23 protein-coding genes are annotated in these 20,607 nt (G+C 60.4%); 3 read left to right on the forward strand and 20 right to left on the reverse strand.

The annotated features are described in order from the left end of the window. The first annotated feature begins 1 nt into the window (after window position 1). Window positions 2-685 carry a ligase-associated DNA damage response endonuclease PdeM gene (pdeM, locus tag ACTG36_RS15160; RefSeq protein WP_375280298.1) on the forward strand — a complete coding sequence of 228 codons (684 nt, stop codon included), beginning with the start codon at window positions 2-4 and terminating at the stop codon, window positions 683-685. On the opposite strand, the gene ACTG36_RS15165 is transcribed toward pdeM, so the two are convergent. The 17 genes from ACTG36_RS15165 to ruvC all read right to left on the reverse strand — a co-directional run bounded on the left by ACTG36_RS15165 (window position 660) and on the right by ruvC (window position 16,866). Then, window positions 660-1,352, reverse strand: a complete 693-nt coding sequence (locus tag ACTG36_RS15165) for a LytTR family DNA-binding domain-containing protein (RefSeq protein WP_375280297.1) — start codon at window positions 1,350-1,352, stop codon at window positions 660-662. The genes pdeM and ACTG36_RS15165 overlap by 26 nt on opposite strands. A 163-nt stretch (window positions 1,353-1,515) precedes the next feature. Continuing rightward, window positions 1,516-2,409 carry a bifunctional methylenetetrahydrofolate dehydrogenase/methenyltetrahydrofolate cyclohydrolase FolD gene (gene folD / locus ACTG36_RS15170; protein ID WP_375280296.1) on the reverse strand — a complete coding sequence of 298 codons (894 nt, stop codon included), beginning with the start codon at window positions 2,407-2,409 and terminating at the stop codon, window positions 1,516-1,518. 113 nt (window positions 2,410-2,522) lie between these two features. Further along, window positions 2,523-4,199: a formate--tetrahydrofolate ligase gene (locus tag ACTG36_RS15175; RefSeq protein WP_375280295.1), complete on the reverse strand. Its 1,677-nt coding sequence runs from the start codon at window positions 4,197-4,199 to the stop codon at window positions 2,523-2,525. Between the two features lie 158 nt (window positions 4,200-4,357). Beyond that, a complete protein-coding gene (locus tag ACTG36_RS15180) occupies window positions 4,358-4,948 on the reverse strand; it encodes an MOSC domain-containing protein (RefSeq protein ID WP_375280294.1) in 591 nt (196 codons plus the stop codon). Between the two features lie 123 nt (window positions 4,949-5,071). Beyond that, window positions 5,072-6,982, reverse strand: a complete 1,911-nt coding sequence (gene ftsH / locus ACTG36_RS15185; RefSeq protein ID WP_375280293.1) for an ATP-dependent zinc metalloprotease FtsH — start codon at window positions 6,980-6,982, stop codon at window positions 5,072-5,074. Between the two features lie 88 nt (window positions 6,983-7,070). Then, window positions 7,071-8,294, reverse strand: a complete 1,224-nt coding sequence (gene tilS / locus ACTG36_RS15190) for a tRNA lysidine(34) synthetase TilS (RefSeq protein ID WP_375280292.1) — start codon at window positions 8,292-8,294, stop codon at window positions 7,071-7,073. A gap of 35 nt (window positions 8,295-8,329) precedes the next feature. Beyond that, window positions 8,330-9,145 (reverse strand): tol-pal system protein YbgF, encoded by an 816-nt coding sequence (gene ybgF / locus ACTG36_RS15195; RefSeq protein ID WP_375280291.1) that lies wholly within the window; start codon window positions 9,143-9,145, stop codon window positions 8,330-8,332. Window positions 9,146-9,167: 22 nt separating this feature from the next. Beyond that, a complete protein-coding gene (pal, locus tag ACTG36_RS15200) occupies window positions 9,168-9,695 on the reverse strand; it encodes a peptidoglycan-associated lipoprotein Pal (RefSeq protein WP_375280290.1) in 528 nt (175 codons plus the stop codon). Between the two features lie 80 nt (window positions 9,696-9,775). Beyond that, on the reverse strand, window positions 9,776-11,071 hold the full coding sequence (gene tolB, locus ACTG36_RS15205) for a Tol-Pal system beta propeller repeat protein TolB (RefSeq protein WP_375280373.1): 1,296 nt from the start codon (window positions 11,069-11,071) through the stop codon (window positions 9,776-9,778). Between the two features lie 121 nt (window positions 11,072-11,192). Then, on the reverse strand, window positions 11,193-12,329 hold the full coding sequence (locus tag ACTG36_RS15210; protein ID WP_375280289.1) for a cell envelope biogenesis protein TolA: 1,137 nt from the start codon (window positions 12,327-12,329) through the stop codon (window positions 11,193-11,195). Window positions 12,330-12,332: 3 nt separating this feature from the next. After that, a complete protein-coding gene (locus ACTG36_RS15215; RefSeq protein ID WP_296420120.1) occupies window positions 12,333-12,812 on the reverse strand; it encodes an ExbD/TolR family protein in 480 nt (159 codons plus the stop codon). Between the two features lies 1 nt (window position 12,813). After that, on the reverse strand, window positions 12,814-13,488 hold the full coding sequence (gene tolQ / locus ACTG36_RS15220) for a protein TolQ (RefSeq protein ID WP_296420121.1): 675 nt from the start codon (window positions 13,486-13,488) through the stop codon (window positions 12,814-12,816). A 112-nt stretch (window positions 13,489-13,600) separates the two neighbouring features. Next, window positions 13,601-13,990, reverse strand: a complete 390-nt coding sequence (gene ybgC, locus ACTG36_RS15225) for a tol-pal system-associated acyl-CoA thioesterase (protein ID WP_375280288.1) — start codon at window positions 13,988-13,990, stop codon at window positions 13,601-13,603. Continuing rightward, window positions 13,987-14,631, reverse strand: coding sequence for a hypothetical protein (locus ACTG36_RS15230; RefSeq protein WP_375280287.1), 645 nt, complete (start codon window positions 14,629-14,631; stop codon window positions 13,987-13,989). Before ACTG36_RS15230 ends, ybgC begins: the two co-directional genes overlap by 4 nt. A gap of 63 nt (window positions 14,632-14,694) precedes the next feature. Continuing rightward, a complete protein-coding gene (gene ruvB, locus ACTG36_RS15235) occupies window positions 14,695-15,708 on the reverse strand; it encodes a Holliday junction branch migration DNA helicase RuvB (RefSeq protein WP_439142817.1) in 1,014 nt (337 codons plus the stop codon). A gap of 4 nt (window positions 15,709-15,712) precedes the next feature. Beyond that, window positions 15,713-16,369: a Holliday junction branch migration protein RuvA gene (ruvA, locus tag ACTG36_RS15240; RefSeq protein WP_439142819.1), complete on the reverse strand. Its 657-nt coding sequence runs from the start codon at window positions 16,367-16,369 to the stop codon at window positions 15,713-15,715. Beyond that, entirely contained in the window at window positions 16,366-16,866 is a 501-nt protein-coding gene (ruvC, locus tag ACTG36_RS15245) for a crossover junction endodeoxyribonuclease RuvC (protein ID WP_296420125.1), read from the reverse strand. Before ruvC ends, ruvA begins: the two co-directional genes overlap by 4 nt. Before the next feature lie 193 nt (window positions 16,867-17,059). On the opposite strand from ruvC, the gene ACTG36_RS15250 reads away from it, so the two are divergent. Beyond that, window positions 17,060-17,380: a DUF1127 domain-containing protein gene (locus tag ACTG36_RS15250; RefSeq protein WP_375280181.1), complete on the forward strand. Its 321-nt coding sequence runs from the start codon at window positions 17,060-17,062 to the stop codon at window positions 17,378-17,380. A 105-nt stretch (window positions 17,381-17,485) separates the two neighbouring features. Here ACTG36_RS15250 and ACTG36_RS15255 read toward each other — a convergent pair whose 3' ends face one another. The 3 genes from ACTG36_RS15255 to ACTG36_RS15265 all read right to left on the reverse strand — a co-directional run bounded on the left by ACTG36_RS15255 (window position 17,486) and on the right by ACTG36_RS15265 (window position 20,066). After that, window positions 17,486-17,836, reverse strand: coding sequence for a hypothetical protein (locus ACTG36_RS15255; RefSeq protein WP_375280180.1), 351 nt, complete (start codon window positions 17,834-17,836; stop codon window positions 17,486-17,488). Window positions 17,837-17,961: 125 nt separating this feature from the next. Then, a complete protein-coding gene (locus ACTG36_RS15260) occupies window positions 17,962-18,831 on the reverse strand; it encodes a 50S ribosomal protein L11 methyltransferase (RefSeq protein ID WP_375280179.1) in 870 nt (289 codons plus the stop codon). A gap of 5 nt (window positions 18,832-18,836) precedes the next feature. Continuing rightward, entirely contained in the window at window positions 18,837-20,066 is a 1,230-nt protein-coding gene (locus tag ACTG36_RS15265) for an MFS transporter (RefSeq protein ID WP_375280178.1), read from the reverse strand. Between the two features lie 75 nt (window positions 20,067-20,141). On the opposite strand from ACTG36_RS15265, the gene ACTG36_RS15270 reads away from it, so the two are divergent. After that, a complete protein-coding gene (locus ACTG36_RS15270) occupies window positions 20,142-20,432 on the forward strand; it encodes a DUF6958 family protein (protein ID WP_375280177.1) in 291 nt (96 codons plus the stop codon). Window positions 20,433-20,607 lie beyond the last annotated feature (175 nt).

Genomic DNA, 20,607 nt, shown 5'->3' on the forward strand with positions numbered 1-20,607 from the left:
CATGAACGATTATCCGTTTACCTTTCGCGGGGCCGATTTGGTTGCCCGCCCGGACGGCAGCCTATGGTGGCCCGAGGCGCGCGTGCTGTGCGTGTCTGACCTGCACCTGGGAAAATCGGAACGCATCGCGCGGCGCGGGGGCACCTTGCTGCCCCCTTATGAAACGCAAGAAACCCTTTGGCGATTGGATCAGGCCATTGCGGACACCAATCCCGCCACGGTGATCTGTCTGGGTGACAGTTTCGATGATCTCGGCTCCGCCCTTGCGCTGTCACCAGAGATGCGGACGACGATCTTTCGCCTGCAAGCCGGACGCGGCTGGATCTGGATAGAGGGCAATCACGATCCCGGCCCTGTTGATCTCGGCGGGACCCACCGCGATGAACTGACCATCCGCGACGTCACCTTCCGGCACATCGCTTTGCCCCACGAAACGGCAGAGGTGTCAGGGCATTACCACCCCAAAGCGGCCATTCCCGGAACGGCCCCACGCAAGTGTTTTTTGAAGGACGATGACCGCCTCATCCTGCCGGCTTTCGGGGCCTATACGGGCGGGTTGTCGGTCAATGATGCGGCTTTGGGCGATCTGATGATGCCAACGGCTTTGGCCATTCTGACCGGCAAACGTGCGACCCCAGTTCCGTTGGCGGCAACGGTGTCTAGGCGCCCAAAACGCCCGCGCTGATCAGTTCGGGGCGGTATTTGGGGCCGATGGGCACGGGCGTGCCACAGGTCATGCGCACCACCTCTTTGCCCGAAAGTGCGTCCACGCGGTCAATCTTGAACTGCGCGACCCAGTGGGATCGGTGGGTGCAAAGCCCCTCTTCTACGTCGATTTCAGCAATCGCATCGCGCAGGCGCATCAATATCCGATATTCGGTCCCATCATCGGTGTAGATCCTGATGTGATGATTGTCCGAACAGACATGGGCCAGCCGCCGTCCTTCCGGCGCACCAATCCTGTCCAACAAACGATCCCGTTTGCGGGCAACCTGTTGGGGGTGGGAATCGTGTATCCAACGTCTGATGGTCACCAATCCCAAGCCCACACAGAATGTCACCAACGACGCCAATGGCAAAGCCACCGAATTGTACGTCCGTTCGCCCGTCAACCAGATGTTAAAGCCAACAACCAATGGACCAAAGATCAGGGCCAAGGTCCCGATCACGACCAGGTCTTTCACCCACTGGTCCGACGCGGACAAAACCTGTTCCCAAAACGTGCGACACAAGATGCCAATGGGAATGGAACAGCCGATCACAGTGCCCCAATAGGCCAGACGCCAGGCCAGCCCATGGGCCTCAAACGTGCCAAAAGGCCCCGAAATCGCAACCACAATTGATGCCGCCAACCATCCTAAGATGATTGTCGGTGTCAAAGCTCCCTTGATCGCCGCGGCCAAGCCAAGGCTAAAATTCTGCACCGAACACCCTTCCCTGAATCGGCCCCCCAACAATCACAATCGTTCGCGATGTGACCAGACACAATACAAGGTTGTGTGTCCGAAATAAGACCTAGGCCGTCAAGCCTTTTGGAGTGTCCAAACCGTTCGCGCGACAACAAGCTGTCACTGTATTGGCCAGCAGACACGCAATGGTCATCGGCCCAACGCCACCGGGCACGGGGGTAATGGCCCCAGCCACTGCAGCACAGCTGTCATAGTCTACATCGCCCACCAATCGGGTACCGCCATCGGGTTTTTCGATCCGGTTGATGCCCACATCGATGACCGTGGCCCCCGGTTTGATCCAGTCGCCCGGCACCATCTGTGGCCGCCCCACGGCCGCCACAACGATATCCGCCCCGCGCACAACAGCCGGCAAATCAGCCGTTCGGCTGTGGGCGATTGTCACCGTACAACTGTCCCCCAACAACAAATTCGCCATGGGCTTGCCCACGATGTTGGACCGGCCAATCACCACGGCGTTCATCCCTGACAGGCTGCCATGGTGATCGCGCAGCATCATCAAACACCCCAAGGGCGTACAGGGCACCATGGCGTCCTGCCCTGTGCCCAAAAGCCCGACGTTTGAGATGTGGAAGCCATCCACGTCCTTGGCCGGATCAATCGCATTGATGATCGTATCGCCATCAATATGGTCTGGCACAGGCAGCTGGCACAGAATGCCATGCACCGACGGGTCCGCATTCAACTGGGCAATCAACGCCAACAACTCTTCCTGAGAGGTCGACGCATCCAGCTTGTGCTCGATAGAGTTCATACCGACCTCGACGGTCTGCTTGCCCTTGTTGCGCACATAGACCTGACTGGCCGGGTCTTCCCCCACCAATACCACGGCCAGGCCCGGCGTGATGCCATGGTCGTCCTTTAGCCGCGCCACATGCTCAGCCACTTGGCCCCGCACCTTGGCCGCAAAGGCCTTCCCGTCAATCACCGTCGCAACCATTTGATGCGCATCCTTCTTTTCTCTGCTTCACAAATACCTCCGCCGGAGGCATCGGGACGGCGGGCGGGGCGTTTTTGTGCATCGCACAAAGAGCGCCGCCCAGCCGTTATCTTTTAGAACAAGCCTTCGATCTGGCCGTCTTCGTTCAGATGAATATTCTCCGCCGATGGCACGCGCGGCAGGCCCGGCATCGTCATGATCTCACCGCAGACCGCCACAATAAACCCGGCCCCCGCGCTCAAACGGACTTCCCGCACAGGCACCGAATGGCCCACAGGTGCCCCGCGCAAGGACGGATCGGTTGAGAACGAATACTGCGTTTTCGCCATGCAGACCGGCAAATGGCCATAGCCCTGGTCTTCCCACAGCTTGAGCTGATCGCGGATTTTCTGATCCATCAGCGCCTCATCTGCGCGGTAGATCCGCTTACAGATTGTCTGAATTTTCTCAGCCAACGGCATGTCATCAGGATAGATGGGGGAGAAGTTGGCGCTGTCCGCCTCAGCCAGCTCCGCCACCTTCGTGGCCAGATCAGCCGATCCTTCTGATCCAAGCTCCCAGTGACGCGACAGCACAGCCTCGGCGCCGTGGTTCGACACATAGTCCTTGATCGCTGCAACCTCGGCATCGGTGTCGGTGACGAAGTGGTTGATCGCCACAACGACCGGCACGCCGAAGGATTTCAGGTTCTCGATGTGGCGGCCAAGGTTCGGGCATCCGGCCTTCACTGCCTCTACGTTTTCAGCACCCAGATCGGCCTTTGCCACGCCGCCGTTCATCTTCATGGCGCGCACAGTGGCCACGCAGACCACGACAGACGGGGCGAGGCCCGCCTTCCGGCACTTGATGTTCATGAACTTCTCAGCACCCAGATCAGCGCCAAAACCCGCTTCGGTTACGACATAATCGGCAATCTTCAACGCCGTCGTTGTCGCGATGACCGAGTTACAGCCGTGCGCGATGTTGGCAAACGGGCCGCCGTGCACAAAGGCCGGGTTGTTTTCAAGCGTCTGCACCAGGTTGGGTTGCATCGCATCCTTCAGCAAGACCGTCATCGCGCCGTCCGCTTTGATATCGCGGCAGAACACGGGGCTGCGGTCACGGCGGTAGGCCACGATCATATCGCCCAGACGTTTCTGCAAATCCTGCAGGTTGTTGGCCAGACACAGGATCGCCATGACTTCAGACGCCACGGTGATGTCAAAACCCGCCTCACGGGGGAAACCGTTGGCCACACCACCCAAAGACGCCGTGATCTGACGCAGGGCGCGGTCGTTCATGTCCACCACGCGGCGCCAAACCACGCGGCGCACGTCGATTTCGCATTCGTTGCCCCAGTAAATGTGGTTGTCGATCATCGCCGACAACAAAGAGTGGGCCGACGTGATGGCGTGAAAGTCACCGGTAAAGTGCAGGTTCATGTCTTCCATGGGAACCACCTGCGCGTAGCCGCCGCCTGCGGCCCCGCCCTTCATGCCGAAGTTCGGCCCGAGGGAGGCTTCGCGAATACAGATCGCAGCCTTCTTCCCGATGCGGTTCAGACCATCACCCAGACCCACGGTCGTAGTCGTCTTGCCCTCACCCGCAGGGGTCGGGTTGATCGCCGTCACCAGAACCAGCTTGCCGGTGTCGTTGCCTTGCACCGAATTGATGAACGACTGGCTGACTTTCGCCTTGTCGTGACCGTAGGGCAGCAGATCATCGGTGCCGATGCCCAGCTTCGCGCCAATCTCTTGGATCGGCTTCTTGTTCGCCTCGCGTGCGATTTCGATGTCTGTCTTGTAACCCATGTGGTGGTCTCCCGGTGGCCGAACGGCTGTGTCTGCGTGTGATGTGACACGACCAAAGCACGGCTTTCAAACCATAGTGAAAAAATTTGCGACATTTTCACCGGCGGAAACGTCAGAACGCGCACCATTCGTTTCTGATACGAAACTTGGCACCCCCATCAGCCCTGGGTGGGTTGCCATGGGCGTTGATCGGGAATGTGGACACTCAAGCGATCACCAACCTCGATCCGGCCTTCTGCGGCGACCCAAGCGGTCACACCGCGCAGGTTCTTGGCTGCGGCTTTGAACGTGACATCAAGCGGCCCGTGTTCGGCCTGCAAAGACCGCGTGACCAGATGGCAGGGGCGGTTTTCCATATCGACGGTGACCGTGGCCCCAGATGGGGCCTGCAGCCGCGATGAAGGCGGCAGAAAGGTGAAATCGGGCAAGCCGCGCACCATGATCGTGGCCCCCAATCGCGCTGGGTCAATCGTGTCCAACCCCATTTTTGCGGCAATCTGCATCAGTTCTTCTTCGCTGATGATAGAAAGCTGGCGTTCATTCTTGATGGCCGTCCCTTTGGGATATTGCGAGGACACGCGGCTACACGACGGACGCGTCAGCCCGTGATGGCATTCGCCAGCGATCCCTTCAAAGGTCAGATCCAGATGGGACCGAAGCTCTGATTTGAGCGCGGTGCGGTCATCTGTTTCCAATGCACCGATCCAGACGACCTCTGCGGCAAATTCAGTGGGTTTCAAAGCAGGCATGGCGGGTCTCCTTTTGGTGTTCTTGACCCAAGGTCCCCTGCCACTCAACCGAAAATTTGTGACATCCGATCTCACACGTCGAAATGAAAACCCCCGGGCCTTTCGGTCCGGGGGCTTGTTGTCTTACGTGGCTTCCGGTTCCATGTCCGGCGCTTTGGGTTTGCGCGGCTTGGTCTTCGGGATCGCCGTGACCGAATTGCCGGAGGCGGGCGGCACGTCCGCGTCGCCATCATCATCGCGGCCCAGCGGTTCGCCCGCCATCACCTTTTTGATCTCGGCCCCGGTCAGGGTTTCATATTCCAACAGGCCTTGGGCCAGCCGTTCCCATTCGTCATGCTTTTCGGTCAGGATGCGTTTGGCTTCCTGATACCCGTTTTCGATGAAGGATTTGACCTCCTCCTCGATCAGCTCTTTCGTTTGGGTGGAGACGGAGAACCCAGCGGTATTGCCAGAATAGCCTTCGTGGGCTTCGGCGTAGTCGATGTTGCCCACCTTATCTGACATGCCCCAGCGCATGATCATCGCACGGGCAAGCTGGCTGGCCTGCTGGATGTCACCGGAGGGACCGTTGGACACTGCATCCTCGCCGTATTTGATGACCTCAGCCGCCTTACCGGCCATGGTCATGGCCAGACGCTGGTGACACTCGTCGCGGAACATATTCAGTCGGTCCATTTCAGGCAGGGACATGACCATACCCAAGGCACCGCCGCGCGGGATAATCGTAGCTTTATAAACCGGGTCGCATTTGGGCAGGGTGATCCCGACCACGGCGTGACCCGCCTCATGGTAGGCTGTCATCTCCTTTTGCGCGTCGGTCATCACCATGGACCGGCGTTCGGCGCCCATCATGACCTTGTCTTTGGCCTGCTCAAAATCGAGCATTGCCACAAACCGCCGCCCCACGCGGGCCGCCATCAAAGCGGCCTCGTTCACGAGGTTCGCCAAGTCGGCACCGGAGAAACCAGGTGTACCGCGGGCGATAATGCGCAGGTCCACATCAGGGCCAAGAGGCACCTTGCGGGCATGCACGCCGAGGATTTTTTCACGTCCTTTAATGTCGGGGTTGGGGACAGTCACCTGACGGTCGAACCGGCCCGGACGCAGCAGCGCAGGGTCCAGCACGTCGCGACGGTTGGTTGCGGCCACGATGATGATGCCCTCGTTGGCCTCAAAACCGTCCATTTCGACCAGCAACTGGTTCAGCGTCTGTTCGCGTTCGTCGTTGCCACCGCCGTAACCCGCGCCACGGGCGCGGCCCACAGCGTCGATTTCGTCGATGAACAGAATACAGGGCGCATTCTTTTTGGCCTGTTCAAACATGTCGCGCACACGGGACGCGCCGACACCCACAAACATCTCCACAAAGTCGGAACCGGAAATCGTGAAGAACGGAACACCCGCTTCACCCGCGATGGCACGGGCGAGAAGCGTTTTACCAGTCCCGGGAGGGCCCACAAGCAACGCACCTTTGGGGATTTTACCACCAAGACGGGAGAATTTCTGCGGATTTCGGAGGAATTCAACGATCTCCTCCAGCTCTTCCTTGGCCTCATCAATGCCAGCCACGTCGTCAAACGTCACGCGACCCTGCTTTTCGGTCAGCAGTTTGGCGCGCGATTTGCCAAAGCCCATTGCCCCGCCTTTGCCGCCGCCTTGCATGCGGTTCATGAAATAAATCCACACACCGATCAGCAAAAGGAACGGCAACAGCCCCACAAGGAAAGTCGCAAGGCCAGATTGTTCCTGCGCTTCCGCCGTCAGCGGCACGCCCTTGTCGACCAACATGTTGGTCACTTCCGCGTCTGCGGGAACGATGGTGACGTAAGTCCGGTTGTCGGATCCACGATAAAACAGCTGTTCGCCGTCAATCCGCGCCTCAGCGACAGCCCCGGCGTCTACCGCCTGAACAAACTCGGAATAGCTTTTCTCATTGCTCTGCTGGGTGGCCCCGCCGTTGCCAAACAGGTTGAACAGCGAAATTACCAAAACGAACAGAACGACCCAGAAGGCCAGATTGCGTGCATTGCCCAAGGCGCGACACTCCTTTGAAAACCTCGGTACGGGCCAAACATTAAGGCCTTGTTACCATGACCCTAAGATAGAGGCTGCGAAGCGGAGTTCAACGGGATTCCAGAAACAAAGCAAAATCCGCGACAATACGCGCTTCAAACCCGTTCTGTAGGCCCGCAATCGGGGCCGCCACCAACCAATCGCCGCGAAAAACAGCAGGGGACACCATCAGCGATGCGCGCGGCAGGCCCGTGTCGCGCCAATCGGGCACCTGCGAAATCGCCTCTCCCAAGGCGCGCACGGTCAATCCGTCTGCCGCTGCCCCAAGAATTTGCCACCGCCGGTCCCAGATATCGCCAACCGGAACCGCGTGATCCTTCACCGCCTGCAATTCGCGGCAGACGCGCAGTTGGTGGTCCTTTTGGACGATCACGCAGCCTGCCAAAGTGTGCTTGCCGGCCTGCATCAGACCCACGTCAAGATCGAGCATCGCATCGGCCCGTGGCGGGTGCACCCCCCCGCCCAAATACATAAGCGCCCCCACCAAGAGACGTCGTTGAACCTCTGGCGGGATGGGCGGACGGGGCATCATGTCGATGATGACATCGCCCGCGTCATGACGCACGACCGTACGCGCGGCCTCGGCGGTGTAGTGTTCCAGCGCGCCACGCGCCCCGGCCATGTTGATGGCCACCGCCTTGAGGGTATCGTGATCGATGCCCAGATCGGCCAAGGTTGCCAAGGCTTTTCGCACACGGGGGCGTTCGTAGCTATCATCCTCGTTGGTGGGGTCTTCGACCCATGGGACATCGTGGCGGCGCAGAAAGCCGCGCAGATCGGCGCGGTTTTGCTGCCAGAACGGACGTGCCCAGCGGATGTCATGTCGTTCAAACTGGGTGTCCATTAGCGCCAGACCGTCGACCCCCGATTTGCGTGCCAGCCGCATCACAAAGGTTTCGGCCACATCATCCACTGTATGACCCAGCAAAATCGCATCAATGCCCCGCGCCTTGGCCCAATCGGCCATCATCAGGTAGCGCGCCTGACGGCCTGCGGCGGCCACGTTGCCACGGGCAGCGGCACCGTCCCATTTGAGGATTGTGTGGGGGATGTTCTGGCCCGCGCAATAGGCGGCGACCATCTGCGCCTCATCCGCGGCCTCGGGGCGCAAACCGTGATCAACGGTGACGGCCTGCACGGATGTGCCCGCCAGATCAGCCCAGTGTTTGGTCGCCAAAAGCAGGGCCATGGAATCGCCGCCACCGGACACGGCCACCCCAAGGGTGTCCGGCACCCCGCCCACAAAGGCGGTGTTCACGAAATGCACAAGCATTTCGTCAACACCTAGCGGTTTTAGGTGATCCGCGGTCAGCCGCATCCCAGATTGGCCATGGCCGCCTGCGCATCGCCAACTTCCGGCGCGCCGGGAAAGCGGACGGGCACTTCACCCAAGGTGACGCAGGCGTCCTGCGTCTGACCCAAAGCGCCCAGCGATTGGCCCAGACGGAACAGCGCCTCGGGGGCTGCGGGGCCTTCGGGGTTGCCTGAGAACGCGGCCAGATAGGCGCGCGCGGCGTTCGTCATCTCACCCAGTCCTTCAAAGGCTTTGCCGCGCAGAATGTGGGCTTGGGCGGATACTGGGCTGCCCGGATAGGTCTCATTGAAGGTCGCAAGGAGGTCAGCGGCGCTGCGAAAATCACCCGACGCGAGCGCCCCCTGCGCCCGCTCAAAATCCTGACTTTCACCGATGGCCAAAGCAGGGCCCGTTGCAACAGGGGTTTCGATCGCAGGCGCTGTGGGTTCCACATCGACGCCACCCAAAGACGGGGTATCGCCCAGCTGGCCGATGTCGCATCCCGGTTCGAGTTCACACAGACGGAATTCCAAATCACCGATGCGGTTGGTGCCGTCACGGGTGATCCGTGAGATGCGGAATTCAAGCTCTTCTGTTTTGGAGGTCAACCGGGTGAGTTCGGCTTCAATGGAATTCAGACGGTCCAGCGGGGTGGACCCCGTGACACCCTGCCCGGCCAGACCGGTCACCACCAATTCGGCACGCAATGCGCTGACATCACCGTAAAGATCGGACAGCTCTGTCCGGATATCCGCCAAGGTCTGGTCCTGCGCGAACGCCGCCCCGGCAGGGGCGGCCAGTGCCAGAACCATTGCAATCACACGTAACATCGCGCCCCCCCCAAACGTCCGTTTAGCTTGATGCGCCGATCGAAATGATCGTCACCGCACGGCGGTTTTGCGCGTAGCAGCTTTCTTCGGAACACACCGCAAGGGGCCGTTCCTTGCCGTAAGATACGGTGCGGATGCGGTTGGCAGACACACCCTGAGAAATCAGGAATTCACGCACCGCATTGGCGCGGCGCGCGCCCAGTGCAAGGTTGTATTCGCGTGTGCCCTGCTCATCCGCGTGGCCTTCGATTACGGCAAGATAATCGGAATTGGTCTGCAACCAGCCCGCTTGACCGCGCAAAGTGGCCTGACCTGCGGCGGTCAGCGTCGATTGGTCGACTTCGAACAGCACGCGGTCGCCGATGGTCTGGCTGAAGAATTCAGGGCTGGACGGGTTGTTGGCCCCGGTCAGCGCCGTCTGATCGATGCCGGTGTTTGCGCCAGCGCCATTCAGATCGACGGCATTTGCGTTGTCGAACCGGTCGGCATTCGTGCAGGCGCCAAGCGCCAAGGCCCCCAGCAGCGCGGTGATTTTCAAAAGATGTGTCATGGGTCTGTCCCGTTATTTTTCTTTGCTCGTTAGCATCATCTTATCACAACATTTCGCGATTGAGAATCGCATTTCGGTGATCACCGCTGCAGCGGCCCCCAAGACGGGTCGGACCCGCCCTGAGGCGTCGACACGCGGCGCAGGTTGCGGCCCGTGATGTCCACCGAATAGAGCGCCGATGTCCCGTCCGCACCTTGGGTTTCGCGGGCAAACATGATGACGCGGCCATTGGGCGCCCATGTGGGCCCTTCATCAAGGAACGACGACGTCAGCAGACGTTCCTCGCTGCCGTCGGTGCGCATCACGCCAATATGAAAGCGGCCGGATTCCTGTTTGGTAAACGCAATCAGATCACCACGGGGCGACCACACGGGCGTGCCATATCGCCCGCTTCCAAAGGAAATTCGCTGCGGCTCACCCCCGTTTGCGGACATGATGTACAGCTGCTGGGACCCGCTGCGGTCGCTTTCAAAGACGATCTGGCTGCCATCGGGGCTGAAGCTGGGTGCGGTTTCAATAGCCGGAGTATTGGTCAGGCGCGTGAACTGCCCTGTCGTCAGATCACTGCGGTAAATGTCGGTGTTGCCGCCATTGGCAAGGCTGTAGATCACCTGCCGCCCGTCGCGGCTGAAGCGAGGCGAAAACGCCATTTCGCCGGGTGCGGTCTGCAATTGCTGCTGGCCTGCGGGGTTGGCCACGTCCAGCACATTGATGCGCGGAAATCCGCTGCCAAAGCTGGTGTAAAGGATGCGCTGACCGTCCGGGCTGAACCGAGGGGCCAGGACAATGGCGCTGCTGTCGGTCAAAAACTGCACATTCGCGCCGTCGTAATCCATGATCGCCACACGTTTGGCACGGTCGTCCTTGGGGCCGGTTTCGGCGATATAAACGACGCGGCTGTCGAAATAGCCCGCCTCGCCGGTGATCCGGCTGTAGACCACATCGGCCACCTGATGGGCCATGCGCCGCCAGGCGTCCGTGGTGCCCGACAGCTGCAGGCCATCGCCCATCTCAGCGCCGGTGAACACGTCATAGAGTCGGAACTTGACCGTCACCTGATTGCCATTCACCGCCACAGCGCCCGTGACCAGCGCCTGCGCATTGATCGCGCGCCAGTCGGGAAACGCCACAGGTGCGCCGAAACTGGCGGGGGTAGAAATGAAGGACGACGCAGGCAGTTGGCGGAACAGGCCCGTGCCCGTCAAATCCTCTGCCACCACTTGCGAAATTTGCGCGGCCATCTGTTCAGACCCCGCAACCTCTGCCTGAAAGGCGGGCAGCGCAAAGGGCATAGGTTCGATTATACCTTCGGTCAGACGGCCCAGATCAATTGTGGCCCCTTCTTGGGCACGCAAAGTGGACAGTGGCGTCACCATCACAAGGCAGGTCATCAACACGGTCAAAAGTCTGGTCATCATGGGCCTCATTCTGGCGATTGTCCGCGTGCGTGCAACGGGGAGAATTGAGAGAGTTGGATCATTGTCATAAACACGCCCATCACCGCAGCCGCATCTGGCTGGGATCAAACGTCAGTCGCAAACGTCTGGCCTGTTGGAACTGTTCCGCAGGCACCGTGTAGCCGGACCGCCCGCCATCACGCTGGCAGCGCACAAGCGCAGACCGCGCAATCCGGAAGGCCACGTCGGCATCCGCCTGCCCGCCGCCTTCAAAACCAACCATGTCGATCGAATTGGCATCAATGGTGCCATCAGGGTTCATGACCCATTCCACGGTGATCAATGTGTTCAATGCGGCGGTTGACGCGCTGCCCACGCTCCAACAATTGCGGATTTCACGGCGCAGATCGGCCTTCGCCCCGTCTGAAATATCGCCCCCACCCAAACCGGGTGTCGGGTCCGCCGCAGGCGGGGTCGGGGTGTCCGCAGCGCCAGCCTCGGCCAAGGCGGCGGCAACCGGATCAGCGGCGTCTTCGGCGGGCGTTTCGACCGCAGGTGCGGGCCGGTTGGGCCGCGTTTGCGGGCGCGACGAAATCTCCGGTGCGAAGGCAGGGTCTTCGGCTTCTGTCACGATCTGGTCGGCGGCGGCTTCGGGCGCTGTGGTGTCCTCGGCGGGTTCGACCGGTTCTTCAACGGGGGCCTCAACCTCTTGAGTGGCGGCCTCGGTGACGTCAGGGGCGACGCTGGCGTCGGGCGGCGGCGGGGCCACAATCTCAGGGGCCACGCGCGGGGCCGGACGGGGCACGGGCCGCAGGCTTGCGCCCAATTCAGCCGATGGCGGCGGCGCGATGATCGTGGGCGTGTCCGGCACATCGGGCGGCGCATCGGTGACTTGGGTGTCCGGCACCGTCAAATCGGGCGCCTCGGGGGGCGTTTCCGCCTCAGGCGGGGCAATCGGCGCGGGCGGGGCGACCGGTTCTGGGGGCGTCTCTTCTACTGGAGGTGTCACAGGTGCAGGAGCGGGGTCTTCGATCACGGGTGTTTGCGGTTCCTCCACCGCCCCCGCAGGCAAATCAGGCTGCACCCCTTGGGTCAGGGCTGCAAATTCTTCGCCCGACACAACGGACACTTCCGTCACCTCGAAAGGCAATGGGTCCGCATCCATCCCCCATCCCACAACCATCCACACGACCAAAGCCGCATGTCCGGTGAGTGAGAAATAGGTGCCAGCGCTCATGGCTTACCCGTCGCTTTCGCCGCCCAGCGACGGCCCACCAATGTCTGTCACCAAACCGATGTTGTTGAACCCGGCGGCATTCAGCGCACCCATGACCTGCGCCACGGCGTTCCATTCATTCACGCCGTCTGCACGCAGGAAAATTCGGTCGCTGTCGCGCTCAGCCGCGATACCTTGCAGGCGCGGGATCAGATCGGCAGCAGCAACCGGGGTTTCCTGGATCATGATCTCACCTTCGGCGGTCAAGGTGACGGTCAGCGGCTCTTCCTCATCAGATGGAAGCGCGTTGGCGGCGGTTTCGGGCAGTTGCACCGGCACGCCCACAACAGACAGGGGGGCCGCAACCATGAAGATAATAAGCAGCACCAACATCACATCCACGAACGGTGTGACGTTGATCTCGGACATAGGACGCGCGCGGCGTTTGCGCCTGCGTGCCCGCCTGCCGCCCGTGTCGTCTTTTTGAATGGTTGCACCGGCCATCTTAGCTGTCCAACTGACGGCTCAGGATGGTGGCGAATTCATCCGCGAAGGCTTCATAGCCGGATGTGATCCGGTCTGCATCAGCGCTGAGTTTGTTGTAATAAATCACCGCCGGGATCGCGGCCAAAAGGCCCAGACCCGTGGCCAACAAGGCCTCCGCAATACCGGGGGCCACAACGGCCAGATTGGTGTTTTGCTGTTCGGCAATCTCGATAAAGCTGTTCATGATGCCGATGACCGTGCCGAACAGCCCGATGAAGGGTGCAGCCGACCCGACCGTGGCCAGCACCGTCAAGCCGCGCTGCAACCGTTCGGTTTCCTTGGCAATCGCCACGTCCATGTTGCGGTCAATCCGCGCCGTGGCCCCTGCAATCAATCCGCCATCCTGCCGGTGCGATCTTCGCCATTCCAACATGCCCGCGGCGAAAATCTTCTCAGACGGTCCTTTCGGTGTCGCCCCGATCTTGTCAAACAATTCATCAAGCGGATTGCCGGACCAGAACGCTTCATCAAACACCCGCGCCTCAGCGCGTGCGCGACGGTACTGAATGAATTTGTCCACGATCACAGCCCAACACCACACAGAGGCGATGATCAGCATGATCATGACGATTTTTACGGTGATGGTCGCGCGGGCAAACAACGCCCACATCGTGAATTCGTGTGCTACTTCCATAACGCCTGCTTCTGCTACGGGCCGGTTTTGGCCTCTGATTGCCATCAGATGTAACGCAGCTTTGGCCGCAAAGCCAACAAAACGTCAATTCACGCGTTTTTGTTGGCCCGTCCTAGTGCAGATTTCGGCGGAATGCTGCCGGAAGACGGGCCGGTGCGCCGGTCTCTGCAATGGCCACGATGGTCACAAGGGCGGTGAACAAAACCTCGTCGCCGCGCTCAACCGTCTGGCGCACAACCAACCGCGCGCCGGTGACCGTTTCAACCAGGGTCGTGACTTCCAACTGGTCATCATAATGGGCCGGTTTGTGATAATCCGCCTCAACCCGGCGCACCGCAAAGACGACACCCTCATCGCGTTTCATAGCCGCCTGATCGACACCCATCTCACGCACCCATTCGGATCGGCCCCGTTCGATGAACTTCAGGTAGTTGGCGTAATAGACGATCCCCGCAAGGTCGGTGTCCTCATAGTAAACGCGCAGGGGCAACCGATGGGTCATTGTGGCACCTCAATCCGCGCAGCCAGCCGCAAGGCATGGCTCGCGTCTTGTGCCACCGGGGGCATGACTGGATCGTAAACGGCGCGAATGACACCTGCGACATCGGGCCGCAACACCGCATTGCCGTCGATCAACGCGAGCGGTGAAGACGCCGAAAACGCCACATCCGACCACAGCACAATCGACTGCACCGCCTGTGACAGCGCCAAAGTCTCGGGCGGTACTTGTGCCAGTTGATCATCCATCCGGAGGAAAATGAAACAGGCGCGGATCGCACCCGCCTCGTCAAACCGGAAAATCCGGTACTGGTTGGCATCCGCCTTGATCAGGCGCGTGACCAATTGCGCCAGCTCCGGCACCAACCGGTCCAGATCGCGCACGCCTGTCAATTCATCCCAATCGCGGCAGAAAAACATCATGACGTTGACGCCCAACTCTGGGTCCGTCTCGGCCATCTGATGTCCGGCCAAGGCGCAGACGGCCTCAAACGCGCCCTTCATCAAACCGATGGTGTCGTCCTCAACGCCAAAGACCACGGGCACAATGGGCCGCCCCCAGCGGGCACATAAATACGTCCCGTCTGCGCGGGTAAACAAAGGTTCAATCCGGGTCACATCCATCATTTCGTCTAAATACGACATCTGCAGGCAGGCGAAACCCCCCTGCTTCATCTGGCCCGAAAAACTCCCCCCGGAGGGTCGGGTTCAACCAAATAAATCGCTCTGCCCCTTGGGCGCGGCCATCCCCAAATGCGTCCAGGCCTTTTGCGCCAACATCCGCCCGCGCGGGGTGCGCTGGATCAGACCTTGTTGCAGCAAATAGGGCTCTATCACCTCTTCCAGCGCATCGCGGGATTCGCTCAACGCCGCCGACAACGTTTCAATACCCACAGGTCCGCCTTGATAGTTTTCGGCGATCAGCCGTAGATACCGCAAATCCGCGCCGTCCAGCCCCAGATGATCGACCCCCAGCCGCGTCAGCGCACGGTCCGCAATTTCCCGGTTCACGGTGCCGTCGCCTTCGACCACGGCGAAATCCACCACACGGCGCAACAGGCGCCCCGCGATGCGGGGCGTGCCGCGTGACCGCTGGGCGATCTCCTGTGCGCCGCCGTCGGTGGCGGGCGCACCCATCAGACGCGCGCCGCGGGTCACGATCTCATGCAGCTCTGCGATGGTGTAGAACTGCAACCGCGTGGGGATGCCGAACCGGTCGCGCAGGGGCGTCGTCAGCAGACCCATCCGTGTCGTGGCCCCGATCAGCGTAAACGGCTGCAACTCGATCCGCACGGTGCGCGCGGCGGGTCCCTCCCCGATCACCAGATCAAGCTCGAAATCCTCCAGCGCGGGGTAAAGCACCTCCTCCACCGCTGGGTTGAGACGGTGGATTTCGTCGATAAACAACACATCCCGCGCCTCAAGGTTGGTCAGGATCGCGGCCAGATCACCCGCTTTGGCCAACACAGGGCCGGAGGTCATCCGGAACCCCACGCCCAATTCACGTGCCATGATCTGTGCCAGCGTGGTTTTGCCCAAACCGGGTGGGCCATGGAACAACGTGTGGTCCATCGCCTCCTCGCGCCTGCGCGCGCTTTCGATAAACACCTTGAGGTTGGCGCGCGCCTCTGCCTGCCCGATGAATTCATCCAGCATCTGGGGCCGCAACGCGCGGTCATTGTCCTCGGGCTGGCGGTCGGGCTGCACGACGGTTTCAGACATCACATCAGCCTTTCGGGGCCAGCAGTTTCAGCGCGGCACGGATCAGGCCGGCAGTGTCGGCCTCAGGATCCTCGCCTGCGGCTTGGGCCACGGCCTGCGTGGCTTCGGACGGCCCGTAGCCCAGATTACCCAAGGCCGACAGGGCCTCCGATTGCGCGGCATCGCTGGTGGGGGCTGCCACCTCAACGGGTTCCAAAACATCCTCGGATCCTGCGTCAGCAGGGGTCGGGGATGGGCCGGTGCCCGCCATGGCCATGACCGAATGGGCCTTGTCCTTCAACTCGAGTATTGCCTTTTTGGCGGTCTTGGGCCCCACACCTTTGGCCGTGGCCACCGCCGCCCAATCGCCCAGCGCAATCGCACGGCCCACACCGTCGGTCCCCAGCGCACCAAGGATCGCCATGGACGCCTTGGCCCCGATGCCCTGCACGGACATCAGCAACCGGTGCCATTCCTTTTCCACCAACGTGGTGAACCCAAACAGCTGCAACAGGTCCTCGCGCACCAACAAATCCGTATAAAGGGCCACCGCCCCACCGGGCGCAGGCAGCCCCGCCATCACGCGGTCGGACACATAGACCACATAGCCCACGCCCTTGACGTCGATCAAAACATGGTCGCTGGCCTTGTATTCCAGCCGTCCGGCGACGCGGCCAATCATACGGCCACCCGACGACGCGCCATGGCATTGGCCGATTGCAAATGATGTGCGTGACAGATGGCGATGGCCAGCGCATCGGCGGCGTCCGCATTGGCCAGCTTTACGCCGGGCAATTGCAGTTTCACCATGTGCTGCACCTGCTTCTTGTCCGCATGGCCCACGCCCACGACGGCCTTCTTGACCGCGTTGGGCGCGTATTCCCCAATCGTCAGCCCCGCACGTGCAGGCACCAACATGGCAATTCCGCGCGCTTGGCCCAGCTTCAGCGTGCCCACCGCGTCAGAGTTCACAAAGGTCTGTTCCACCGCAGCGGCCACAGGCGCAAATTCCGCGATCACGTCTTCAAGCTGGTCATGCAGCGACACCAGCCGGTCCGCCAAAGCCCCCGTGCCCGATGTGCAAACCCCGTTCGCCACATGGGACAGACGCGATCCATCCACGTGAATCACCCCCCAGCCCATGGACCTTAGCCCCGGATCAATGCCCAAAACCCGCATCGCGTGCCCCTTTTGTTATTCGTTAACCACCCCACTAGCACAAAAGGCGAACACCCGCCTAGCCCCCTTGCGCGGCTGTCGTCACGGGGCAGTGACCGCCAAGGTCCAAAATCGTCATCCCATGTGCTGTTTTCGACATTCCCCTTGGTCAGATTATGCCAAATATTTCATTAACTTAGATGGCTGCAGGGTCATGCAAAAATCGCATATCACCCATGCCAAACCGGCACTGGTGGGTCGTATTCAGACCGCCTACGTGCAGCCCATCAAGACATCCCGCAACGGCGCCCGCCCTTTCATACCGGAGTATATCATCATGGCCGCCATCGACTTCCGCCCAACCGCCGCAAAATTCGGCTTCTCCCTGTCCGCCCTCATCGGCACAATCGCCGCCTGGAACGACCGCCGCATGACCCGCGCATCCCTGAACCGTCTGTCCGCCCGTGAACTGGACGATATCGGTCTGGTGCGCGGCGATATCGAAGCCATCGCAAACGGCGATCTGATCCGCTAATCGGACCACCCCCGACAAACGACCAAGGCCGCACCCCATAAGGGCGCGGCCTTTTTTGTGTCGTATTAGGTCCGAACAGTGAGGCGTCCGTTCAAACCGGCGGACTTAACGCTGAAAGAAATACTGTTTGAGGTAGCCGCCCAAAGCGACGGTCACAGGGTCTTCTTGCATAACAAATGCGCCCATCTGTTCGAGGGTCGTGCCTTCGCGCAGGGCGTCAACACGCAGCGCGTAATTGCCCGCACCAATCTGGGCGAACAAAAGCGACTTGAACGTTATTAACAGGGCCACAATCAACAACAGGCCTTTGAATGGGACTTGCGGACGGATCAGCCGTGGGCGTGACCGGATCAGACCATCGCGGCCTACTTTGTGAACCACACCATTGCGGCGCATTTTACCGTGTTTACGCTCAACCTTGCGGAGGCGTTCATTCAGGGAAGCATCAATCGTCATAACAGCAGCCTAATACAAATTTGCTCGGCCCCCACCGAACGTGTTCAAAATCCCCCTGGAATGTGGCGGAAATGGGGCAGGCCTGTAAATTTTGTCCAAAAAGAACTGAAAATGAGGGATTCTTATTAACCCTTACGCAAGGTAAGCGTCGTCCAGTCAACAATCTGATCGCGCGTCACCAGATTAAATCCATTGTGTGCATAAACGTCGATCACCTCATCGGCCTGTTCGTTCAAAATCCCCGATAGAATCGCCGCCCCGCCGGCCTTGCAATGGGCCGCCATGTCCGGCGCCAGCATGATCAAGGGCCCTTTGAGGATGTTGGCAAAGATCAAGTCAAAAGGCGCAGCTGCCTGCAAATCATCTTGTTCGAACCCAGCGGCGACCACGCAGGCGACAGCCCCCGCCATGTCATTTGCGGCCAGATTGGCCTCGGCCACATCGACCGCCACGGGGTCGATGTCGCTGGCGATGACCGTGGCATCGGTGGTCCGCGCCGCAGCCATGGCCAGCACGGCGGTGCCACAGCCAATATCGGCCACGTTTTCAAAGCTGTCCCCAGCCGTCAGCATGGCATCAAAGGCGCGCAAACAGCCCAAGGTCGTACCATGGTGGCCCGTGCCAAAGGCCATCGCCGCATCAATCAACAGACCCACACGGCCCTCGGGCAATTTGTCGGCGTCATGGGTGCCGTAGACAAAGAACCGACCCGCCTCCACGGGGGCCAATTCGCGGCGCACATGGGCCACCCAATCGGTTTCGGGGACCTCGGACACCGCGAAGGGTTTCGCGCCAAAGGTCGCGGCCAACAGGGCCAAGGCGGCCTCATCGGGGGCGCCTTCGAAGTAACCGCCGACCTCCCACAAGCCGCTGTCGTCTTCGACCTCAAACACACCGATGCCCGTGGGTTCCGGCTCCATCCGCTCCATCGCCGCGCCCAGCGCGTCTGCGGCGGGTTTGCCCATCAATGTCGTCAATGCCGTCCAGGTTGCCATTCTGATTACTCCGCTGGTGCAGCCCGACGCCGCACGAATATCGTCTCATTGCCCGGCACCGGATGACGCGGGATCAACAGGGACAGCAGCAAAGACACAACCGCCATGCCTGTGGCCGCCATAAACACCATCCCCGGTGACGTCAGCCATAAATATCCCAAGCCCGCCGGCAAAAACACCGCCGCAATATGGTTGATGGTAAAGGCCACAGCCGCCGTCGGGGCAATATCGGCAGGGTCCGCGATCTTTTGAAAATAGGTCTTGATGGCCAGGGCGAGGCTGAAAAAGATGTTATTGAACACATAAAGCGTCGCCGCCAGAACCACGCCCCAACCAAAATAATAGAGCCCGCCATAGAGAAAGAAAATCGTCCCCAAACCGACGTATTCAAAGACCAGCGCGTTGCGTTCCCCGAACCGTGCGACGGCCTTGCCCACTAACGGGGCGGTCACGATGTTGGCCAGCAAAGTGATCAGAAACAGGCCTGTGACCTCATGCACCGCAAAGCCGAACTTTTCGACCATCATAAAGCCCGCAAAGACAATGAAAATCTGGCGTCGCGCGCCCGACATGAATTGCAGCGCGTAGTACAGCCAATAGCGTTTGCGCAAAATGAATTGCTTGCGCTGGGGCGTCGGGCTTTCGAATTGCGGATAGGCCAGCAGGCAAAACAGCCCAACCGCCGCCGTGATCCCGCCCGACACCCAATAGACCAACGAATAGGACAGGCCCAGCGCCTCCCACGTCAGCACGATCAGCACGTAGGCCAGAAACGTCGCACCAGAGCCTACGGCGATCAACAGCCCCAACACTTGCGGCGCGCGACCCTTGTCGATCCACTGCAGCTGCAACGACTGGTTCACCGTCTCGTAATAATGAAACCCGATGGAGCTCAGCATCGTGATCGTCAAAATCCCGCCCATGGACGGAAATTGCGCGGTCAACGCCGTGGCCACACCCAGCAACACAAGTGACACAAGCCCCAGCACCTGTTCGCGTATAAACATCAGTAAAACGATCACACCGATGGCAAAAAAGCCCGGAATTTCACGCACCGTATGCAGCCAGCCAATGTCCGACCCGTCAAAATCCGCGGCTTCAATGACGAAATTGTTCAGCAGGGCCGACCACGTTGAAAAGGCGATCGGCATGGCCGCCGCCATCAAAAACAACAGGGTCACGGGTCTGCGCCAAAATGGCAGGCGACTGACGTCAGAAAGGGTCACAATGTTCATGCAGGAGCCTTACGCCCCTCGCAGCCCTTTGTCGAACCACGAAATGGAGGTACTATGCAGGCAAAAGGAGGCCCCATGTCCGACACCCTAGACGTGGAAAACATCAACACCCCAGGTCGCACATCCCGCGTGAACGCCGCCAAATACCATGCAATGAAGGCCGCCATGCTAAAGGTGATGACCCACGACGCCCCCGGCGACACCGCGGAGGACATCAAAGAGGCCGCCAAAGCGCATTTGCCCGACCACCTCTTTCCCGGTGGCGCGACCTCAGGTTGGTGGCAAAAGACCGTGCAACTGGATCTTGAAGCCAAGGGCGTCATCAGACGGTCCCACACCAAACCCCTACGATTTTTCCTGACCTGACAGGGCGCCTATCTGACCCTCCGCTGCCTACCACGCCCCAAGCGCGCCCCAAGCGCGCCCGACCCAACCCAAAAAACGCAAACGCTCCGTGCGGTCACATCTTGCCTCAGGTCGTAACGCCTCCGACCGGTCCTGTATTCTTCTGATCCGAAAACTCCGGGGGTCTGGGGGCTGG

Source organism: Pseudooctadecabacter sp. (assembly GCF_965657175.1).
In the GTDB taxonomy this organism is placed as follows: domain Bacteria; phylum Pseudomonadota; class Alphaproteobacteria; order Rhodobacterales; family Rhodobacteraceae; genus Octadecabacter.

What these genes read in the sequence shown, in the direction of transcription:
- pdeM (WP_375280298.1), top strand. Translation starts at nt 2, where the DNA reads ATGAACGATTATCCGTTTACCTTTCGCGGGGCCGATTTGGTTGCCCGC.
- folD (WP_375280296.1), bottom strand. Translation starts at nt 2,409, where the DNA reads ATGGTTGCGACGGTGATTGACGGGAAGGCCTTTGCGGCCAAGGTGCGG.
- ACTG36_RS15175 (WP_375280295.1), bottom strand. Translation starts at nt 4,199, where the DNA reads ATGGGTTACAAGACAGACATCGAAATCGCACGCGAGGCGAACAAGAAG.
- ACTG36_RS15180 (WP_375280294.1), bottom strand. Translation starts at nt 4,948, where the DNA reads ATGCCTGCTTTGAAACCCACTGAATTTGCCGCAGAGGTCGTCTGGATC.
- tilS (WP_375280292.1), bottom strand. Translation starts at nt 8,294, where the DNA reads ATGCTTGTGCATTTCGTGAACACCGCCTTTGTGGGCGGGGTGCCGGAC.
- ybgF (WP_375280291.1), bottom strand. Translation starts at nt 9,145, where the DNA reads ATGTTACGTGTGATTGCAATGGTTCTGGCACTGGCCGCCCCTGCCGGG.
- pal (WP_375280290.1), bottom strand. Translation starts at nt 9,695, where the DNA reads ATGACACATCTTTTGAAAATCACCGCGCTGCTGGGGGCCTTGGCGCTT.
- tolB (WP_375280373.1), bottom strand. Translation starts at nt 11,071, where the DNA reads ATGGTGACGCCACTGTCCACTTTGCGTGCCCAAGAAGGGGCCACAATT.
- ACTG36_RS15210 (WP_375280289.1), bottom strand. Translation starts at nt 12,329, where the DNA reads ATGAGCGCTGGCACCTATTTCTCACTCACCGGACATGCGGCTTTGGTC.
- ACTG36_RS15215 (WP_296420120.1), bottom strand. Translation starts at nt 12,812, where the DNA reads ATGGCCGGTGCAACCATTCAAAAAGACGACACGGGCGGCAGGCGGGCA.
- tolQ (WP_296420121.1), bottom strand. Translation starts at nt 13,488, where the DNA reads ATGGAAGTAGCACACGAATTCACGATGTGGGCGTTGTTTGCCCGCGCG.
- ybgC (WP_375280288.1), bottom strand. Translation starts at nt 13,990, where the DNA reads ATGACCCATCGGTTGCCCCTGCGCGTTTACTATGAGGACACCGACCTT.
- ACTG36_RS15230 (WP_375280287.1), bottom strand. Translation starts at nt 14,631, where the DNA reads ATGTCGTATTTAGACGAAATGATGGATGTGACCCGGATTGAACCTTTG.
- ruvB (WP_439142817.1), bottom strand. Translation starts at nt 15,708, where the DNA reads ATGTCTGAAACCGTCGTGCAGCCCGACCGCCAGCCCGAGGACAATGAC.
- ruvA (WP_439142819.1), bottom strand. Translation starts at nt 16,369, where the DNA reads ATGATTGGCCGCGTCGCCGGACGGCTGGAATACAAGGCCAGCGACCAT.
- ruvC (WP_296420125.1), bottom strand. Translation starts at nt 16,866, where the DNA reads ATGCGGGTTTTGGGCATTGATCCGGGGCTAAGGTCCATGGGCTGGGGG.
- ACTG36_RS15250 (WP_375280181.1), top strand. Translation starts at nt 17,060, where the DNA reads ATGCAAAAATCGCATATCACCCATGCCAAACCGGCACTGGTGGGTCGT.
- ACTG36_RS15255 (WP_375280180.1), bottom strand. Translation starts at nt 17,836, where the DNA reads ATGACGATTGATGCTTCCCTGAATGAACGCCTCCGCAAGGTTGAGCGT.
- ACTG36_RS15260 (WP_375280179.1), bottom strand. Translation starts at nt 18,831, where the DNA reads ATGGCAACCTGGACGGCATTGACGACATTGATGGGCAAACCCGCCGCA.
- ACTG36_RS15265 (WP_375280178.1), bottom strand. Translation starts at nt 20,066, where the DNA reads ATGAACATTGTGACCCTTTCTGACGTCAGTCGCCTGCCATTTTGGCGC.
- ACTG36_RS15270 (WP_375280177.1), top strand. Translation starts at nt 20,142, where the DNA reads ATGTCCGACACCCTAGACGTGGAAAACATCAACACCCCAGGTCGCACA.